The organism is Kitasatospora sp. NPDC028961 (genome assembly GCF_055564815.1).
Genome location: NZ_JBVHVO010000004.1, coordinates 233177 through 248640 on the forward strand (window position 1 = coordinate 233177; position 15464 = coordinate 248640).

13 protein-coding genes and 1 riboswitch are annotated in these 15464 nt (G+C 74.8%); of the genes, 2 read left to right on the forward strand and 11 right to left on the reverse strand.

The window, feature by feature from the left end:
- Positions 1–84: 84 nt before the first annotated feature.
- The 3 genes from ACZ4UX_RS11350 to ACZ4UX_RS11360 all read right to left on the reverse strand — a co-directional run bounded on the left by ACZ4UX_RS11350 (position 85) and on the right by ACZ4UX_RS11360 (position 2698).
- Positions 85–1278, reverse strand: coding sequence for a trans-sulfuration enzyme family protein (locus ACZ4UX_RS11350; protein WP_465706451.1), 1194 nt, complete (start codon positions 1276–1278; stop codon positions 85–87).
- Positions 1279–1384: 106 nt separating this feature from the next.
- Positions 1385–1591 (reverse strand): hypothetical protein, encoded by a 207-nt coding sequence (locus ACZ4UX_RS11355; RefSeq protein WP_329491405.1) that lies wholly within the window; start codon positions 1589–1591, stop codon positions 1385–1387.
- A 360-nt stretch (positions 1592–1951) separates the two neighbouring features.
- Positions 1952–2698, reverse strand: a complete 747-nt coding sequence (locus ACZ4UX_RS11360; protein ID WP_465706452.1) for a hypothetical protein — start codon at positions 2696–2698, stop codon at positions 1952–1954.
- A 411-nt stretch (positions 2699–3109) separates the two neighbouring features.
- On the opposite strand from ACZ4UX_RS11360, the gene ACZ4UX_RS11365 reads away from it, so the two are divergent.
- Entirely contained in the window at positions 3110–3937 is an 828-nt protein-coding gene (locus tag ACZ4UX_RS11365) for an alpha/beta fold hydrolase (RefSeq protein ID WP_465706453.1), read from the forward strand.
- Positions 3938–3996: 59 nt separating this feature from the next.
- Here the strand turns inward: ACZ4UX_RS11365 and lepB are convergent, their stop codons facing one another.
- From lepB to ACZ4UX_RS11400, 7 genes are all read right to left on the reverse strand, one after another.
- Positions 3997–5001, reverse strand: a complete 1005-nt coding sequence (lepB, locus tag ACZ4UX_RS11370) for a signal peptidase I (RefSeq protein ID WP_465706454.1) — start codon at positions 4999–5001, stop codon at positions 3997–3999.
- 54 nt (positions 5002–5055) lie between these two features.
- Complete coding sequence (locus tag ACZ4UX_RS11375) at positions 5056–5703, reverse strand: helix-turn-helix domain-containing protein (RefSeq protein WP_465706455.1); 648 nt, start codon at positions 5701–5703, stop codon at positions 5056–5058.
- Between the two features lie 83 nt (positions 5704–5786).
- Positions 5787–6860, reverse strand: a complete 1074-nt coding sequence (locus ACZ4UX_RS11380) for a helix-turn-helix transcriptional regulator (RefSeq protein WP_465706456.1) — start codon at positions 6858–6860, stop codon at positions 5787–5789.
- Between the two features lie 319 nt (positions 6861–7179).
- Complete coding sequence (locus tag ACZ4UX_RS11385; RefSeq protein ID WP_329491400.1) at positions 7180–8349, reverse strand: magnesium and cobalt transport protein CorA; 1170 nt, start codon at positions 8347–8349, stop codon at positions 7180–7182.
- Positions 8350–8713: 364 nt separating this feature from the next.
- Positions 8714–8887, reverse strand: a riboswitch (M-box (ykoK) riboswitch).
- Positions 8888–8965: 78 nt separating this feature from the next.
- Positions 8966–9889 carry an ATP-grasp domain-containing protein gene (locus ACZ4UX_RS11390; protein WP_465706457.1) on the reverse strand — a complete coding sequence of 308 codons (924 nt, stop codon included), beginning with the start codon at positions 9887–9889 and terminating at the stop codon, positions 8966–8968.
- A 262-nt stretch (positions 9890–10151) separates the two neighbouring features.
- Positions 10152–11177, reverse strand: a complete 1026-nt coding sequence (locus tag ACZ4UX_RS11395; RefSeq protein WP_352290741.1) for a hemolysin family protein — start codon at positions 11175–11177, stop codon at positions 10152–10154.
- A complete protein-coding gene (locus ACZ4UX_RS11400; protein ID WP_359834791.1) occupies positions 11174–12541 on the reverse strand; it encodes a hemolysin family protein in 1368 nt (455 codons plus the stop codon). The genes ACZ4UX_RS11395 and ACZ4UX_RS11400 overlap by 4 nt, the downstream gene beginning before the upstream one ends.
- Positions 12542–12905: 364 nt before the next feature.
- On the opposite strand from ACZ4UX_RS11400, the gene ACZ4UX_RS11405 reads away from it, so the two are divergent.
- Positions 12906–14267 (forward strand): MFS transporter, encoded by a 1362-nt coding sequence (locus tag ACZ4UX_RS11405; protein ID WP_465706458.1) that lies wholly within the window; start codon positions 12906–12908, stop codon positions 14265–14267.
- Between the two features lie 45 nt (positions 14268–14312).
- On the opposite strand, the gene ACZ4UX_RS11410 is transcribed toward ACZ4UX_RS11405, so the two are convergent.
- Entirely contained in the window at positions 14313–15107 is a 795-nt protein-coding gene (locus ACZ4UX_RS11410; protein WP_329491395.1) for a metal-dependent hydrolase, read from the reverse strand.
- Between the last annotated feature and the right edge of the window lie 357 nt (positions 15108–15464).

The following is a 15464-nucleotide window of genomic DNA, read 5'->3' on the forward strand; positions in this document are numbered from 1 at the left end:
CGCTCGGCCCGGCAGCCGCCGGGGCGGCCAGGACGACATCGCCGTCCTGGCCGCCCCGGCCGCACCGCCGCACGGCCGTCGGGCTCAGAGCTTGGCGAGCGCCTGGTCCAGGTCGGCCCAGAGGTCCTCGGGATGCTCGATCCCCACGGCGACCCGGACGGTGCCCGGGCCGATGCCGGCCGCCGCCAGTTCCGCGTCGTCGAGCTGGCGGTGCGAGGTGCTGGCCGGGTGCAGGACGAGGGTGTGCACGCCCCCGAGCGAGGGGGCCAGCGAGGCCAGCCGGACCGACTCGGTGAAGGCCCGGGCCGCCTCCCGGCCGCCCGCCAGGTCGAAGGCGAGCACCCCGCCGTGGCCCTCCGGCAGCAGCCGGCGGGCGAGTTCGTGGTCGGGGTGGGCGGGCAGGCCCGGGTAGTGGACGCCGGTGACGGCCGGGTGACCGGCCAGCCGGCCGGCCAGCTCCCGGGCGCTCTCGCAGTGCCGGCGCACCCGCAGGGCCAGGGTCTGCAGGCCGCGCAGCGTCAGCCAGGCGCTGTGCGGGTCGGCCGAGGCGCCCAGTTCGACCGCGTAGTGCCAGACGGTGCGGTGGAGTTCGGGGTCGGCGAAGACGGCGATCCCGGCCAGCACGTCGGAGTGCCCGCCGAGATACTTGGTGGCCGAGTGGACCACGACGTCGGCGCCGTGCTCGATCGGCCGGCAGAGCAGCGGGGTGGCGAAGGTGTTGTCCACCACGCTGAGCACCCCGGCCTCCCGGGCGACCCCGATCAGCCCGGGCAGGTCGGTGACGCGGGTGGTCGGGTTGGAGATCGTCTCCAGGTGCAGCAGGCGGGTGCGGGGGCGCAGTGCGGCCCGCACCTCCTCCGGGTCGTCGCCCCCGACGTGGGTGACCTCCACGCCCCAGCGCCGGGCGAGGTCGGCGAGCATCGCGAAGGTGCCGCCGTACAGGCTCCGCTGGGCGATCACGTGGTCGCCGGAGCTCAGCAGTGCGAGCAGCACGGTGTTGATCGCGCCCATGCCGGAGGCGGTGGCGATCGCGCCCGCACCGCCCTCCAGCCCGGCGACCGCCTGCTCCAGCGAGCGGACCGTCGGGTTGCCGTAGCGGTTGTAGAGGAAGGCCTCGTCCGGTCCGGCGAACGCGCGCGTCAGGGCGTCGTTGTCCTCGAACGCGAACAGGTGGCTCTGGTGCAGCGGCACTCCCATCGGGCGACTGCCGGTCACCTCCGGGACGGGCGGGTGGACGATCCGGCTCTCGGGGCGCAGCGCGCTGTCGAAATCGCTCATACCGCTCATCCTCGGCCGGTCCGCTCCGCCGGGGCCAGGGCCAATCCCGGGCAAGTGGCCTGCCGCGGCCCGGTCCGGGCCCGGGCGGCACCGCCCCGACGGGGCTTCAGAGTCCGCCGACGGGCAGCAGAACCACCCGCGCCGGGTCGAACGGCTCCCAGCGGGCCGGGTGACCGCTCCGGGCCACCCTCAGCCGGCACCAGCGCCGTCCGCCCGCGTCCTGCCACCATCCGCTGATCCGCCCGAGGGCCCATCGGTCGTCGTCGAAGTGCACCTCGACCGGCTGGTAGACCCACTCCACCTCGGTGTCCACCGGGCCCGCGCCCCGCTCCGGTCCACCCCGCTCCGGCCCGTCCCGCTCCGGTCCGTCCGGCGCGGGTTCACCCCACCCCGGTCCGCCCGGTCCTGTTCCGCGCGGGTCTGTTCCGTTCCGTGCCTCGCGCCTGCCTTCGAGTACGGGCATGCCCCGACCTTCCACCACGGTTGCGCCCTCCCGTTCCGGTGCGGTCGCCGGCTCCCCGACGGGACGGCCGCGCGACCGGGCGTAGTCGCCACCCGAACGACTCTACAGCGCTGTAGAGGATCCGTACCGGAGCCCGCCCGGATCATCGGTGGGCCGCACCGTCCGCCGACCGGACCACCGGCTGTCCGCACCACCGGCGGGCCGCCCCGGTCAGGACGGCTGCAGGGCCCTCGCCAGGTCCTCCGCCTCGCGCAGCTGCGCGACGCCCAGCCGCCGCAGGCCCCGGAGCAGCAGGGCGGCGTCCGCGACGGCGGCGTCCGGCCCGGGCAGTTCCGGCGGCAGCGGCATCCCGAGGAGCGCCGCGAGGTCGCCCGCCGGGATGCCCAGCACGAGCGCGAAGTCGGCGACCAGGTCCGGGGTGGGCGCGTCAGCCCCGGAGGAGATCCGCCCGTACGCGTCGGACATCCAGTACCGGCCGGTGAGCAGGTGGAAGATCTTCGTGGTTCCGGTCCACCCGAGGTTCCGGGTGGCGACCATCCGCATCAGCAGGTTCCCGGCGGAGGCCGGGTCCGGCACCGAGGCGGGCAGCCCCTCGATGCGCCCCGGCCGGTCGGCCGGCGGCAGCGAGGTGACGAAGGAGCGCAGTTCCGCCCGCCGGTCGGCCGGCAGCGCCATGCCGAACCGCACCACGCCGACGATCGAGGTGGTGGCCATCCCGCCGGCCGGCGCGAGGTCCGCCGGCAGCGGCAGCGCCGCGATCTCGAACAGGTCGGCGGTGTCCAGGCCGAGGGCGGGCGCGAGTCGGCGCAGCAGCGCCGGATCCGGCGCGGCGCCGTCCAGCACCGCTGCCAGCTCGGCGTCGGTGACGCCGGCCCGGCGGGCCGACTCGGCGGGCTCCGGGCCCCGGTGGTCCAGCAGTCGGGCCAGCAGCGCGGCGAAGCCGGGAAGTTCGATCATCCCGCCAGCATAGGACGGCCCGGACGCCCGGCGGACCGCTGCCCACCAGGCGCGATGGCAGCTGTCCGGCTCCGGACGGGGCCGTCGCCGAACCGTCGGCCGGGCGGGCCCGGGTTGCCTCGGCCCCGTCCTCGGTCACCCGTTCGGCCGACGTTCCCGGCCGACACGCTGACGGAGCGTCACCTTCGCGGGGCGGCGGGCCCGCTCCGGGCCTAGCGTCGGCGGAGTGCGCGGTCATGCCTCACCGGGCCGCCCGACCCGCCCGACCCGCCCGACCGACCCGACCGACCGACCCGCACGACCGACCCGCACGACCGACCCGCCCCGGGGACAGCCGAAGCCCCGACCGCGCCCCGACCCCGCCCTGTCCCCACCTCCTCCCCGTCCCGCATCCCGTGCGAAGGAGCCCCCTTGCCCACCATCACCACCAGCGACGGCACCCGGATCCACTACAAGGACTGGGGCAGCGGCCGCCCCGTCGTCTTCAGCCACGGCTGGCCGCTGAACGCCGACGTGTGGGACGAACAGCTGCGGCTGGTCGCCGGGAACGGCTTCCGTGCGATCGCCCACGACCGGCGCGGCCACGGCCGGTCCGACCAGCCCTGGCACGGCAACGACATGGACACCTACGCCGACGACCTCGCCCAGCTGATCGAGCAGTTGGACCTGCGTGACGCCGTCCTGGTGGGCCATTCGACCGGCGGCGGCGAGGTGGCGCGCTACCTCGGCCGGCACGGGTCGGCCCGGGCCGCCAAGGCCGTCCTGCTCGGCGCCGTCCCGCCGCTGATGCTGCAGGGCCCCGGCAATCCCGAGGGCACGCCCCTCGCCGCCTTCGACGACATCCGGGCCGGGGTCGACGGCAACCGCTCGCAGTTCTACTGGGAGCTCAGCGAGTCCTTCTACGGGTTCGACCGCCCCGACGCGGACCTCGTCGGCGCCGCGGGCATCCGCCGGGCGTTCTGGCTCTGGGGCATGCAGGTCGGCGCGCGCGGCGCGTACGAGTGCGTCCGGCAGTTCTCCGAGACCGACTTCACCGAGGACCTGCGGCGCATCGACATCCCCACGCTGATCGCGCACGGTGACGACGACCAGATCGTCCCGATCGCGGCCGCCGCGCTGAAGGCGGCGAAGCTCGTCCCGAACAACGTCCTCAAGGTCTACCCGGGCGGCTCGCACGGTCTGCACGGGGCGTACCGGACCGCCTTCGAGGCCGACCTCCTGGAGTTCCTCAAGTCCTGAGTGCCCCCGCGCCGCGGCCGTCCCCCCGGACCCCGGGGGCGGCCGCGGCGCGTACCGGCTCAGGACTCCGTGGTACCGGCCCCGCGCCGCTCGGCGGTGCGCTCCTCGGTACTGCGGCCTCGGCGCCGGAGCGCGAACGGGACGGCCGCGGCGAGTGCGGCGGCCTCCGGCGCCGGCTGGTCCTCCACCGACCAGGCGCCGCCCGCCGCGCCCGGCCGCTCCAGGCCCTTCTGGTCGAAGGTCCCGGGGACGGGGAGGGTGGCCCAGTGCCCGAGCGGCCAGGCCACGACGAAGGCCCGGCCGATCACGTTCTCCACCGGAACGAAGCCGCCCCCGGGCTCGTCGACGTGGTAGCGGGAGTCACGGGAGTCGTCCCGGTGGTCGCCCATCACCCAGATCCGGTCCTTGGGCACCTCGACCGTCCCGGCCGGCCGGTCGCCGCAGGGCGTCGCCCCCGGGTAGAGGTACGGCTCGTCCAGCGCGACGCCGTTCACCTTCACCGGGCTGCCGGTGTCGCACTCCACGGTGTCGCCGCCGACCGCGATCACCCGCTTGATCAGGTCCTTCTCCTCCTCCGAGGGCATCAGGCCGACCACGCTGAGCGCCTTCCTGATGCCGTGCAGGAAGGAGTTGTCGGTGGCCGCGGGCGGACCGTCCAGCCAGCCGCCCGGATCGCGGAAGACCACCACCTCACCGCGCTCCGGCCCGGCACCGAACCACGGGGTGAACTTGTCGACCAGCACCCGGTCGTCCTTCTCCAGGGTGTGCTGCATCGACCCCGAGGGGATTTTGAAGGCCTGGACGAAGAAGGTCTTGATGCCCAGCGAGAGCAGCAGGGCCAGGACCAGCAGGATCGGCAGCTCCTGCCAGAACGGACGTTTCCTGCGCACCGCCCGGCGGACCCGGGCGACGAAGCCGGAGCCCGCACCGGCCTCGGCCCCGCCGGTACCGGTCCCGTCGACCGGCTCCGGCTCCGGCCCCGGGTCGGTACCCGGTCCGGCGCCCCGGTCCGGAGCGGCCGGACGGCCGCTCGTGCCGCTCCCCGCGGTCTCCTCGACACTCATCCCCGGCCCCCTCCGCACCGCCTCGCGGGGCCCCGATCGGAACCCCGCGGACAGCTAACGAACGGGGGTTCCCGGCTTCGCCCGGACGTGGATGCGTTCGCCCTGGGCGCCGAACAGGCTGAGGAACTCGACCGCGTTCGGCCCGGCGTTGCCGAACGCGTGCGGGGTCCTGGTGTCGAACTCGGCGGCCTCCCCGGCGGTGAGGACGAGGTCCTGCGAGCCGAGCAGCAGGCGCAGCCGCCCGGCGAGCACGTAGACCCACTCGTGGCCCTCGTGCACCCGCGTTTCGAGCTCGGGGCCGGCGCCGTGGCCCGGCGGCATGATGTGCTTGTAGGCGTGCAGGCCGCCGAGGTGGCGGGTGAGCGGGATGAAGGTCTGGCCGTACCGCTTGAACGGGCGGGCGTGGATCCGCGGGTCGCCGGTGGCCGGGGCGCCGACCAGTTCGTCCAGCGGCACCCGGTACTCCCGGGCGAGCGGCAGCAGCAGTTCCAGGGTCGGCTTGCGCTGACCGGACTCCAGGCGGGACAGCGTGCTGAGGGAGATCCCGGTCGCCGCGCTCAGCCCGGCCAGGGTGCTGCCGCGCTCGCGCCGCAGGGCCCGCAGGCGGGGGCCCACCGTGGTCAGGACCGCGGCGAGGTCGTCACCGGCGGCGCTGCCGGGGTCTGCGGTGGGGTGGACACTGTCGTGGGGGTGGTCGGCCATGGCTCCTATCTGCCGCTCCGGCAAGGGGATTTGTCAAACGCGCATCGGCCGACCGGGTCCCGTCGCCCGCCCCGCCGCCCCGCTCAGTGCCCGCCGCCGAGCATGATCCGGGCTATCAGCTCGCGGCGGCTGGCCACTCCCGCCTTGGCGAACACCGACTTGAGGTGGTCCTGCACGGTGTAGGGCTTCATCGTCAACAGCCGTGAGACGTCCCGGGTGTCGCAGCCGCGCACCAGCAGCAGGGCCACCTCCTGCTCGCGCGCGGTCAGCCCGTACGCGGAGAGGTAGAGCGGCATCGCGTCGGCCGGGGTGGCCGCGGTCGCCACCACCGTCACCTCGCCGGCCGCGGAGCCCTGCAGCGAGGAGCCGTGCAGCACGTACCAGCGGCCGTCGCCGGACTGGATGCGGATCTTCGCCTGGGGCACCGGCAGCCCGCTCGCCGTGCGGCGGGCCTGCTCGGCGGCCATCGCGAAGGCGGTCGGCAGCCCCAGCGAGGTGCGGGACGGGTCGGCCAGCCGGGCGAGCAGCTCCTCGGCCGGACCGGAGAGGGCGACCAGCCGGTTCGACGGGCCCAGCACCACGACGGCCGGTCCCGCGTCGGCGTCCGCCCTGCCGCCCGGCGGCAGGTGGCAGGCCCGCAGCGCGTGGCCCAGGTGCCGGGCGGCGGTGTCGGCGAGCTCGCGGTGGCGGCCGAGGAAGTGCCCCCGGTCGGCGGCCCGCATGAACGCGGCGCAGCCCCACATCCCGCCGTGCGCGTCGAAGGTCGCGCGCAGCTCGTCGCCGAACCCGGCCGGGGCGATCTGCTCGCGGAAGCGGGCGGCCCGCTCGGGGCGGCCCTGGGTCGCCCGGCTGAGCGTCTCGGCCCGGACGCCGCTGCGGCGGATCCTGGGGAAGGTGGCCGGGTCGTCGGCCCACACCTCCAGCCGGACGGCGTTCTCGAAGGAGTCCAGGCTGAGGTCGTCACTCAGCACGGAGTTGACCAGACCGGTCGCCGGGTCGGCGGTGTGCCAGCAGACGGCGTCGTACTCCAGGACGTCGCGCAGCAGTTCGTCGGCCCGCCGGAACACCTGCTCGGCCGTCAGCCCCGCACCGGCCAACTCCCTTACGCCCTCGATCGCTTGCTGCGCCGCGGCCGCGCGTGACCCACGTGATCCCATGGCCCGGAAGCTAGCACGCACACCAAGCACCGGGCGCGCGCCGATCGGCGGGGTGCCGGATCCCCCGCAGGGATGGCACCGGCCCGGTCCCCTACACCGGAGGTCCCGGCCCGTACGCCGGAAGTGCCGGACCCGTACTCCCGGAGTGTCGGACCCGTACTCCCGGAGTGCCGGCCCCGTACGCCGGAACGGCCGACCCCGTACTCCCGGCGTCCCGAACCCGTACGCCCGGGGTCGGGTCCCCGTACGCCCGGGGTCGGTCCCCGTACGCCCGGGGTCGGGTCCCCGTACGTACGGGGATCCCCGCCCCGCTCCCCCGCTACAGCCAGTCGCGCCGCTTGAAGATGAAGTAGAGGCTCACGCAGACCAGCGCCATCAGGCCGATCGCGAACGGATAGCCGAAGGCCCACTTGAGCTCGGGCATCTTCTCGAAGTTCATGCCGTAGACGGTCCCGATCAGGGTCGGCGCGAACAGGATGGCGGCCCAGGAGGAGATCTTCTTGATCTCGTCGTTCTGCATGTGCCCGGCCTCGGCCAGCTGCTTCATCTCCTCGTTCTGCCGCTGCGACACCAGGGTCGCGTTGACGGTGAGGATGTTCTGCAGCATCTGCCGGAAGCCGTCCACCCGCTCGGCGGCGTAGGTGGCGTGGTCGGCGACGTCCCGCAGGTACCGCTGGAGCTCGTCGTCGGTGCCGTACTTGCCGAAGCCCGCCTCCAGGCTCTTCATGATCTCCAGCAGCGGCCGGGTGGCCCGCTGGAGCTCGATCACCTCGCGGGAGAGTTCGTAGATGCGCCGGGAGACCTGCGGGTCGCCGCCGAACACCTCGGTCTCGATCTCGTCGATGTCGTGCTGGAGACCGGCGATCACCGGCGCGTAGCCGTCGACCACCGCGTCCAGCACCGCGTACAGCACGGCCTCGGGGCCGAGGGCGAGCAGCTCCGGGTCGTCCTCCAACCGGCGGCGCACCGCGGAGAGGTCGGGCGCCTGCGAGTGGCGCACGGTGAGGACGAAGTCGGGGCCGACGAAGAGGTGGACCTCGCCGAAGTCGACCTCCTCCACGTCGTCCAGGTAGCGGGCGGCGCGCAGCACGACGAACAGCGTGTCGCCGTAGCGCTCCAGCTTCGGCCGCTGGTGGGCGACGATGGCGTCCTCGACCGCGAGCTCGTGCAGGTTGAACCGCTCGGCGGCCTCCAGCAGCTGTGCCTCGGCGGGCCGGAACAGCCCGATCCAGGCCATCGTGCCGGGCTTGGCGGGCAGTTGGCGGTAGATGTCGGCGAGGCTGGCGGGCGGCTCGACCCGGCGGCCGTCGCGGTAGACGGCGGCCTCCACGACGGAGCGCTCCAGCGCCACGGGCTCGACCGGCTGGTCGGGCCGGGGGTCCATCGAGTGCTCGGGCGCCGGCTGGACCTCGCCGCCGGGGGCGGTGTTGTCGGAGCGGGAGAACGGACGCTTGCTCGCGCGCACGGCGCGCACACGCCAGTCGGACATGGCGGGGTACCTCCACGGTTCGGTGTCCGCCGCGCTCCCTGGACGTCGGTCGCGGGAAGCCGGGGCGGGTGGGGAGGCGCCCGGCCGGCCTCCACCGCGCACGGCGCCCGGCCGCGCGGTGGCCCGTCGTCAGCGACGGGCGGTGCGGCGGCGGGGAGCGGGAGCGGTACGGGAGGAGGGGTGCCGGGGGCCAGGAGAAGAGGGGGCGGTGCCGGGGCAGGGCCGACTTCGGCCCGGACTACTGGAATCCACAGCTCTCACCTCCTCGCCGTCGGGGCGCCCGTACCCCGGGTCGCCGTTACCGGGCCATCAGGGAGCGAGCCACGCCGTACGGCCGAGGGCACGGCTGCCCTGCGGGAACGGGTGGGCACCCCTGATCTCGTCAGAGCTTTGGCACGCCACGGCGTAGCACCCGGGGGTGCAGCCACTTGGGGTCACCCCTTAGGCCGGGGAGACCTGTCCTGAACCTGGGCGTCTCTCGACGTCGTGGGGTCAGTGGCCTGTGTCCGTGGCGACGCCTCACCGAACGAGGTGCCTGCACAACTGTCCCGAGTCTAGTACCCGCGCGCCCGTGCCTCCGACCAGGGCCCCGGCCGGAGTGGCGCCCCGGCCCCGGCTACAGGTGCGCGGCCACGTACGGGACGGCGGTCGACTCCAGGCCGCCGACGGTGCCGAACTGCGGGTGGACGTTCACCTCGAAGACCACGCCGCCGCTCTCGGCCGCGAGGTCGACGCCGGCCAGCGGGAGGCCGAGCGACTTGGTCGCGGAGATCGCCAACTCGGCCAGACCGGCCGGTAGTTCACTTTCCGGCAGGACCGCCGAGAGAGCGCCCTGGCTCTCGTTGCAGGGCGCGTCCGGGTCCGGCTGGACGTGCTCGACAGCGCGCACCACGCGTCCGTCGAGGACCACCACCCGGTACTGGTGGCGCCGGCCGTCCGCGGTGAAGTTCCGGGCGTCGCGGGCGATCAGCCAGTCGGCCCCCGCCTCGGCGTAGTAGCGGGCGGCGGCGGCGAGTTGGGCAGCGGTGGTGAGGTGGAAGACGTCGTTGCCGCCCATCCCGACGGTCGGCCGGGCCCAGACGTCGCCGCCGAGCCGGTCGAAGGCCTCGGCGACGGCCCCCGGGGCGGGCCGGGAGAACGCGATGGTGGGCATGTGCGCGATGCCGTCCCGGGTGAACCGTTCGACGGTGCGGTCCTTCTCGGTGGCCACCCGCCAGGCGTCGACGTCGGTGCCGAGCGAGCGGGCGCCGTGGGCGCCGAGCAGGCGCTGGCACTGCTCGAAGTCGCGGCGCCGGTGCGGCGGGATCTCGTAGACGATCACCGCCCCGGCCGTCACGGCGACGCCCTCGCCGGGCACCTCCAGCCGGAGGCCGCCGCCCGCGCCGGAAGCACCGGAACCGGAGCCGGAACCGGAGATCCGGCCGGTGCCGCCGGTCATGAAGTGTCGGGCGTCGAGGAGGACGGGTGCCCGGCCGGTGAGTTCCCGCACGGCGGTCGACAGGATCTCCCGGCTGCCCTCGGTCGAGCTGTGATCGGTCATCAGAACGAGCTCGCTTCGGACCATGCCGCCATGGAACAGCCGCCCGGCCCGCGGCGACAAGGGTGCCTCTTGCGCCGCTCCGACCCCGGATGGCCGAAACCGCCCCTGCCGGGCCGTCGGGCCGTCGGGCCGTCGGGCCGGCAGGGGCGGTCGCCGGTCGCGCCGGCTCGGCGGCGGCTCCGGAAAGCCCGCAGCCCGCCCCGGTGGCGTCCGGGGCGGGCTGTGTACGGGTGCGGGCGGCGGGCGCGCGTCCCGCCCGCCGCTAAGGCCGCGCGGGGGCCGGGCGGACCAGCTCCTTGAGGACGTCCTCCATGGTGACCAGGCCGGAGGCGGTGCCGTCGGCGGCGATCGCGGCGGCCAGGTGGGTGCCGGAGCGGCGCATGGCGGTCAGCACGTCGTCCAGCGGGGTGGACTCGGGGACGCGCGCGATCGGGCGCAGCGCGCGGGCCGGGAACGGCCGGTCGCGGGCGCCGTCCTGCTCCAGGGCGTCCTTGATGTGCAGGTAGCCGAGCACCGTCCGGTCCGCGTCCAGCACCGGGAAGCGGGAGAACCCCGTCCGGGCGGCGAGCTGCTCCAGCTCGACCGGCGTGGTGCCGGGACCGGCGAAGACGATCTCCTCGCGCGGGGTGACCACCTCGGAGACCGGGCGCGAGCCCAGCTCCAGGGCGTCCCGCAACAGCTCGGTGTCGCGGTCGCTGAGCAGCTCGGCGTCGGAGGAGTCCTTGACCATGCGGGCCAGCTCCTCCTCGGTGAACACCGAGGCGACCTCGTCCTTGGGCTCGACCTTCAGCAGGCGCAGGATCCGGTTGGCGAAGGCGTTGATGGAGAAGGCGATCGGCCGTACCGCGCGGGTCACCGCGACCAGCGGCGGCACCAGCAGGTAGGCGGCCTTCTCCGGTGCGGCCAGGGCGATGTTCTTGGGGATCATCTCGCCGAGCAGCATGTGGAGGTAGGTCGCCACGGTCAGCGCGACGACGAAGGCGATCGAGTGGATCAGGGCGTCCGGCACGCCGACGCTGTGCAGCGGGGGCTCCAGCAGGTGGGCGATCGCGGGTTCCGCGACCGCGCCGAGCACCAGCGAGGAGACGGTGATGCCGAGCTGGGCGGTGGCCAGCATCGCGGAGACGTGCTCCAGACCCCAGATCACCGTGCGGGCGCGCCGGTCGCCGGCTTCCGCGCGCGGTTCGATCTGGCTGCGCCGCACCGAGATGAGGGCGAACTCGCCGCCGACGAAGAAGGCGTTGGTCACCAGCGTGAGCAGCCCGATGACGAGCTGGATCGCGGTCATCGGTTCTCCTCCGGGCGGCGTCCGGTGCCGTCGGCGGCACCGGTGTCCGGGTCGGCGTCGGGGGCCGGGCCGCTGATCCGGACGCGTTCGGCGACGTGGTGCGCGACGGCCGTGACGTGCAGGGTCCAGCCGTGGGTCTCGACGACGTCGCCGGGCACGGGGATCCGGCCGAGGTGGTCGGCGATCAGTCCGGCGAGCGTCTCGTACGGCCCCTCGGTGTCGGGCAGTCCGACGGTGTCGAGCTGGTCGGTGCGGGTGATGCCGTCGGCGTCCCAGCGGTGGCGGCCGTCCTGGCCCTCGCCGAGGTCGATGAGGTCGGGCAGTTCGGCCGGGTCGTGCTCGTCGACGACCTCGCCGACGACCTCCTCGACGATGTCCTCCAGGGTGGCGATGCCGGCGGTGCCGCCGTACTCGTCGATCACCACCGCCATGGTCTCCTCGCCGCGGAGCAGGTCCAGCAGGCGGTCGACGGTGAGCGTCTCGGGCACCAGCAGCGGCTCGGTCACCAGGTTCGCCACCGGGTGCAGGTGGCGCCGGTCGGCGGGGACGGTGAGCGCGTCCTTGATGTGCACGGCGCCGACGACCTGGTCGAGGTTGCCGCGGTAGACCGGGAACCGGGACAGCCCGGTGGCCCGGGTGAGGTTGGCGACGTCGGCCGCCGTGGCGTGCTCCTCCAGAGCCCGGACGTCGACCCGGGGGGTCATCACGTTCTCCGCCGTCAGCTCGCGCAGGTTGAGCGAGCGGACGAAGAGTTCGGCGGTGTCGGGCTCTATCGCGCCGGCCCGGGCGGAGTGCCGGGCGAGGGCGACCAGCTCCTGCGGCGTCCGGGCGGAGGCGAGGTGCTCGGCGGGCTCCAGGCCCAGGCGCCGCACCACCCGGTTCGCGGTGTTGTTGAGGTGCCCGATCAGCGGCGAGAAGGCGGCCGAGAAGTAGTACTGCGGCCCGGCCACCACCTTCGCGACGGCGAGCGGGCGCGAGATGGCCCAGTTCTTGGGCACGAGCTCGCCGGCGACCATCAGCACGACGGTGGAGAGCAGGACCCCGAGCAGGATCCCGACGGTGTTGACCGCGCCGCTCGGCAGGCCCAGGGCCTCCAGCGGTGCGCGCAGCAGCCCGGCCACGGCCGGCTGGGCGACCATGCCGATCACCAGGCTGGTGATGGTGATGCCCAGCTGGGCGCCGGAGAGCTGGAAGGTGAGGCGCCGGGCCGCCTTCAGCGCGACGGGGGCGCCGCGCTCGCCGGCGTCGGCGGCGCGTTCGAGGGCGCCCCGCTCGACGGTGGTCAGGGAGAACTCCGCGGCGACGAAGACCGCGCAGGCGGCGGTGAGCACCAGGGCGAGGAGCAGCAGCAGGACGTCGGTCACCGTGCCACCCCCGCCCCGCTGGTCGAACACGTCTTGACGGGAACAGCACGGTGAGAACTGGGAGGTTCGTCCATCGCGGGGTCCGCGACTCCTTCACTGCGACGAGGGTGGCCGGTCGGCGGGCGGCCCGGTCCGGGGGGAACGGGTCACCAGCTCTACAGGAGTGTAAAGGGTTGGCAAATCAGAGTGCCGTAAGGGCCGCCACCTGTGCGGTCGCCGCCGCTTTGGGCCACCCCTGCCGTCGCCGCGACCGTCACCGCCGCCGGCACGGCCCGCGCCGCCGGAAACATGTGCACAGGTACGCACATATTGGCTACGATGGTGGGCGTACCCGCACGACGCCGACCGGGGACGGGACCACCGCATGCCGGCCATCCTGCGCAACCGCACCTACCGCCACCTGTTCACGGCCCAGCTCGTCGCCCTGGTCGGCACCGGTCTGGCCACCGTGGCGCTGAGCCTGCTGGCCTACGACCTCGCCGGCGACCACGCCTCGGCCGTCCTCGGCACCGCACTGGCGATCAAGATGGTGGCGTACGTCACCATCGCCCCGCTCGCCGGCGCACTGGCCGACCGGATCCCGCGCCGGGCGCTGATGGTGGCCATGGACCTCACCCGGGCCGCCGTCGCATTCACCCTGCCGTTCGTCACCCAGGTCTGGCAGGTCTACGCCTTGATCTTCCTCCTCCAGGCCGCCTCCGCCGCGTTCACGCCGACCTTCCAGGCCACCCTGCCGGAGGTGCTGCCCGCCGAGCGCGACTACACCCGGGCCCTGTCGCTGTCCCGGCTGGCCTACGACCTGGAGAGCCTGTTCAGCCCGGCCCTCGCCGCCGGGCTGCTGGCCCTGCTCTCCAGCGGCTGGCTGTTCGCGGGCACCGCCGCCGGCTTCCTCGCCTCGGCGGCCCTGGTGGTCTCCGCCGTCCTGCCCAAACCGGCGCCCGTCGAGCGCGCCGGCGGCGTCTACGCCAAGGCCGCCTTCGGCACCCGGCTGTTCTGGGCCACTCCCCGGCTGCGGGCCCTGCTCGCCCTGGACCTCGGCGTCGCCGCCGCGGGCGCGATCGTCTTCGTCAACACCGTCGTCCTGGTCCGCGAGCACTTCCACCGGCCGGCCGGCGCCCTCTCGCTCGCGCTCGGCGCGTACGGCGCGGGCTCCATCCTGGCCGCGCTGCTGCTGCCGCGCGTGCTCGGGCGGATCGGCGACCGGGCGGTGATGCTGCCGGCCGCCTTCGCCCTGCCGGTGGTCCTGGCGGGCGTCGCCGCCGTCACCGCCACCGCCCCGAGCGCGTGGTCCTGGGGCGCCGTGCTGACCGCCTGGGCGGCGATCGGCGCGGCCTGCTCGGCGGTGCTCACCCCCGGCGGCCGGGTGCTGCGCCGCTCCGCGGCCGACGCCGACCTGCCGGCCGCCTTCGCCGCGCAGTTCTCGCTCTCCCACTCCTGCTGGCTGCTGACCTACCCGCTGGCCGGCTGGCTGGCCGCCGGATCGGGCCTCCCGGCCACCGCCGCCGCCCTCGGCGCCGTCGCGCTCGCCTCGGCGGCCGCCGCCACCGCCCTCTGGCCCGCCCGGGAGGCCGCCGAGCTGGACCACGTCCACGCCGACCTGCCGCCGGACCACCCCCACCTCGGCGACGCCCACCCGGCCGCCGGCGGCTGGCGGCACGGGCACCGCTTCGTCATCGACCAGTACCACCGCCGGTGGCCGGCGCACGGCGACGTCCGCCCCGGCTGACGGCCGGGCACCCCGGGACGCCAGGGGCACCCCTGGCCGCACGGCTCAGCCGAAGAAGCCGAGCGCCCCCAGCGCGCAGACCCCGCCGAGGCCCATGAACACCGGCGTGAGCACCTTGAGCTCGACCCAGCTGCCCGCCCGGAACCGCATGCCCTTCGGCGGCCCCACCGGGTACCAGCGCTTGCGCCCGATCGGGATCGGCCAGAACACCGGGCAGCCCGAGACCGTCAGCGCGTCCCCGAGGCAGTGCACCAGCGAGCCGAGCGCGATCGGCAGGCCGATCCACAGGTACTGCTGCCCGGGCTGGTCGAACAGCCACTGCGAGCCGTTCCCCGGCTTGTCCAGGACGTCCGCCAGGACCCAGGCGCTGGTCGCCCCGAGCAGCCAGACCAGCACGTCACTGGAGACCCGGGCGTGGCGCCACAGCAGCCCCTCGATCGCCAGCACCATGTGCACGAAGAGCACCGCCAGCACGCCCCAGCGGCCGCCGTAGACCGCCACCGCGGCCGCGCCGGCGCCGCACAGCACCGCCCACAGCCAGGTGTGGGTCAGCGTCCGGTGCCCGCCCGAGCGGCGCGGGTCGCCCTTCTTCCGGGTCGACCGGTAGGCCGCGTACGAGAGCTTGTCGATCACCTCGCAGAGCGTCCGGGACACCGGCCCGAACGCCCGGGATATCGTCGCCGCCTTGTGGTCCAGATCCGGCGCCAGCGCGGCCCCCGCACAGATCAGCGTTCCCGCCAGCAGCACCGGCCAGGGCATCGGCTCGCCCAGCCCCGCGGCGATCGCCCCCGCCCCCAGCCACGCTGCCGCACCCGACAGCGCATGCGCCGGTCCCATCATGAGCTGGCTCCCGCCCTCGTTCCCAAGCGCCCTCCACGAGGACGTGACGGGGCAGCAGCCTAGCCGTCCAAGATCCACTCCCGTCGCCGGGTCGAACCCGACCGCCCCCGTCGGCAGTGCGCCGCCGAGGGCGCTGTCAAGCACCGCGCCCGCGACACGCCGCCCGGGCGGGACCGGCCGCCGCGATCGCGAGTCCGGGCCCGGGACCCGCTAGCCTGGACGGCTTACGCCCCCGGACCGCCAGCCCCACCGGCCCCGTGCACCGCGCCCCGCCCGCACCCGCCGGAGCCCCACCCGTACCGCCTCGCGCCCCGCAGCGAAGCGCACCGCACGCACCGAAGCGCGCAGCACCGCGCC

Bases quoted from the DNA above. Each gene is read 5' to 3' on its own strand.
- ACZ4UX_RS11390 (WP_465706457.1), bottom strand. From the start codon at position 9,889: ATGACCGATCACAGCTCGACCGAGGGCAGCCGGGAGATCCTGTCGACC.
- ACZ4UX_RS11410 (WP_329491395.1), bottom strand. From the start codon at position 15,107: ATGATGGGACCGGCGCATGCGCTGTCGGGTGCGGCAGCGTGGCTGGGG.
- ACZ4UX_RS11350 (WP_465706451.1), bottom strand. From the start codon at position 1,278: ATGAGCGATTTCGACAGCGCGCTGCGCCCCGAGAGCCGGATCGTCCAC.
- ACZ4UX_RS11405 (WP_465706458.1), top strand. From the start codon at position 12,906: ATGCCGGCCATCCTGCGCAACCGCACCTACCGCCACCTGTTCACGGCC.
- ACZ4UX_RS11375 (WP_465706455.1), bottom strand. From the start codon at position 5,703: ATGGCCGACCACCCCCACGACAGTGTCCACCCCACCGCAGACCCCGGC.
- ACZ4UX_RS11380 (WP_465706456.1), bottom strand. From the start codon at position 6,860: ATGGGATCACGTGGGTCACGCGCGGCCGCGGCGCAGCAAGCGATCGAG.
- ACZ4UX_RS11395 (WP_352290741.1), bottom strand. From the start codon at position 11,177: ATGACCGCGATCCAGCTCGTCATCGGGCTGCTCACGCTGGTGACCAAC.
- ACZ4UX_RS11360 (WP_465706452.1), bottom strand. From the start codon at position 2,698: ATGATCGAACTTCCCGGCTTCGCCGCGCTGCTGGCCCGACTGCTGGAC.
- lepB (WP_465706454.1), bottom strand. From the start codon at position 5,001: ATGAGTGTCGAGGAGACCGCGGGGAGCGGCACGAGCGGCCGTCCGGCC.
- ACZ4UX_RS11385 (WP_329491400.1), bottom strand. From the start codon at position 8,349: ATGTCCGACTGGCGTGTGCGCGCCGTGCGCGCGAGCAAGCGTCCGTTC.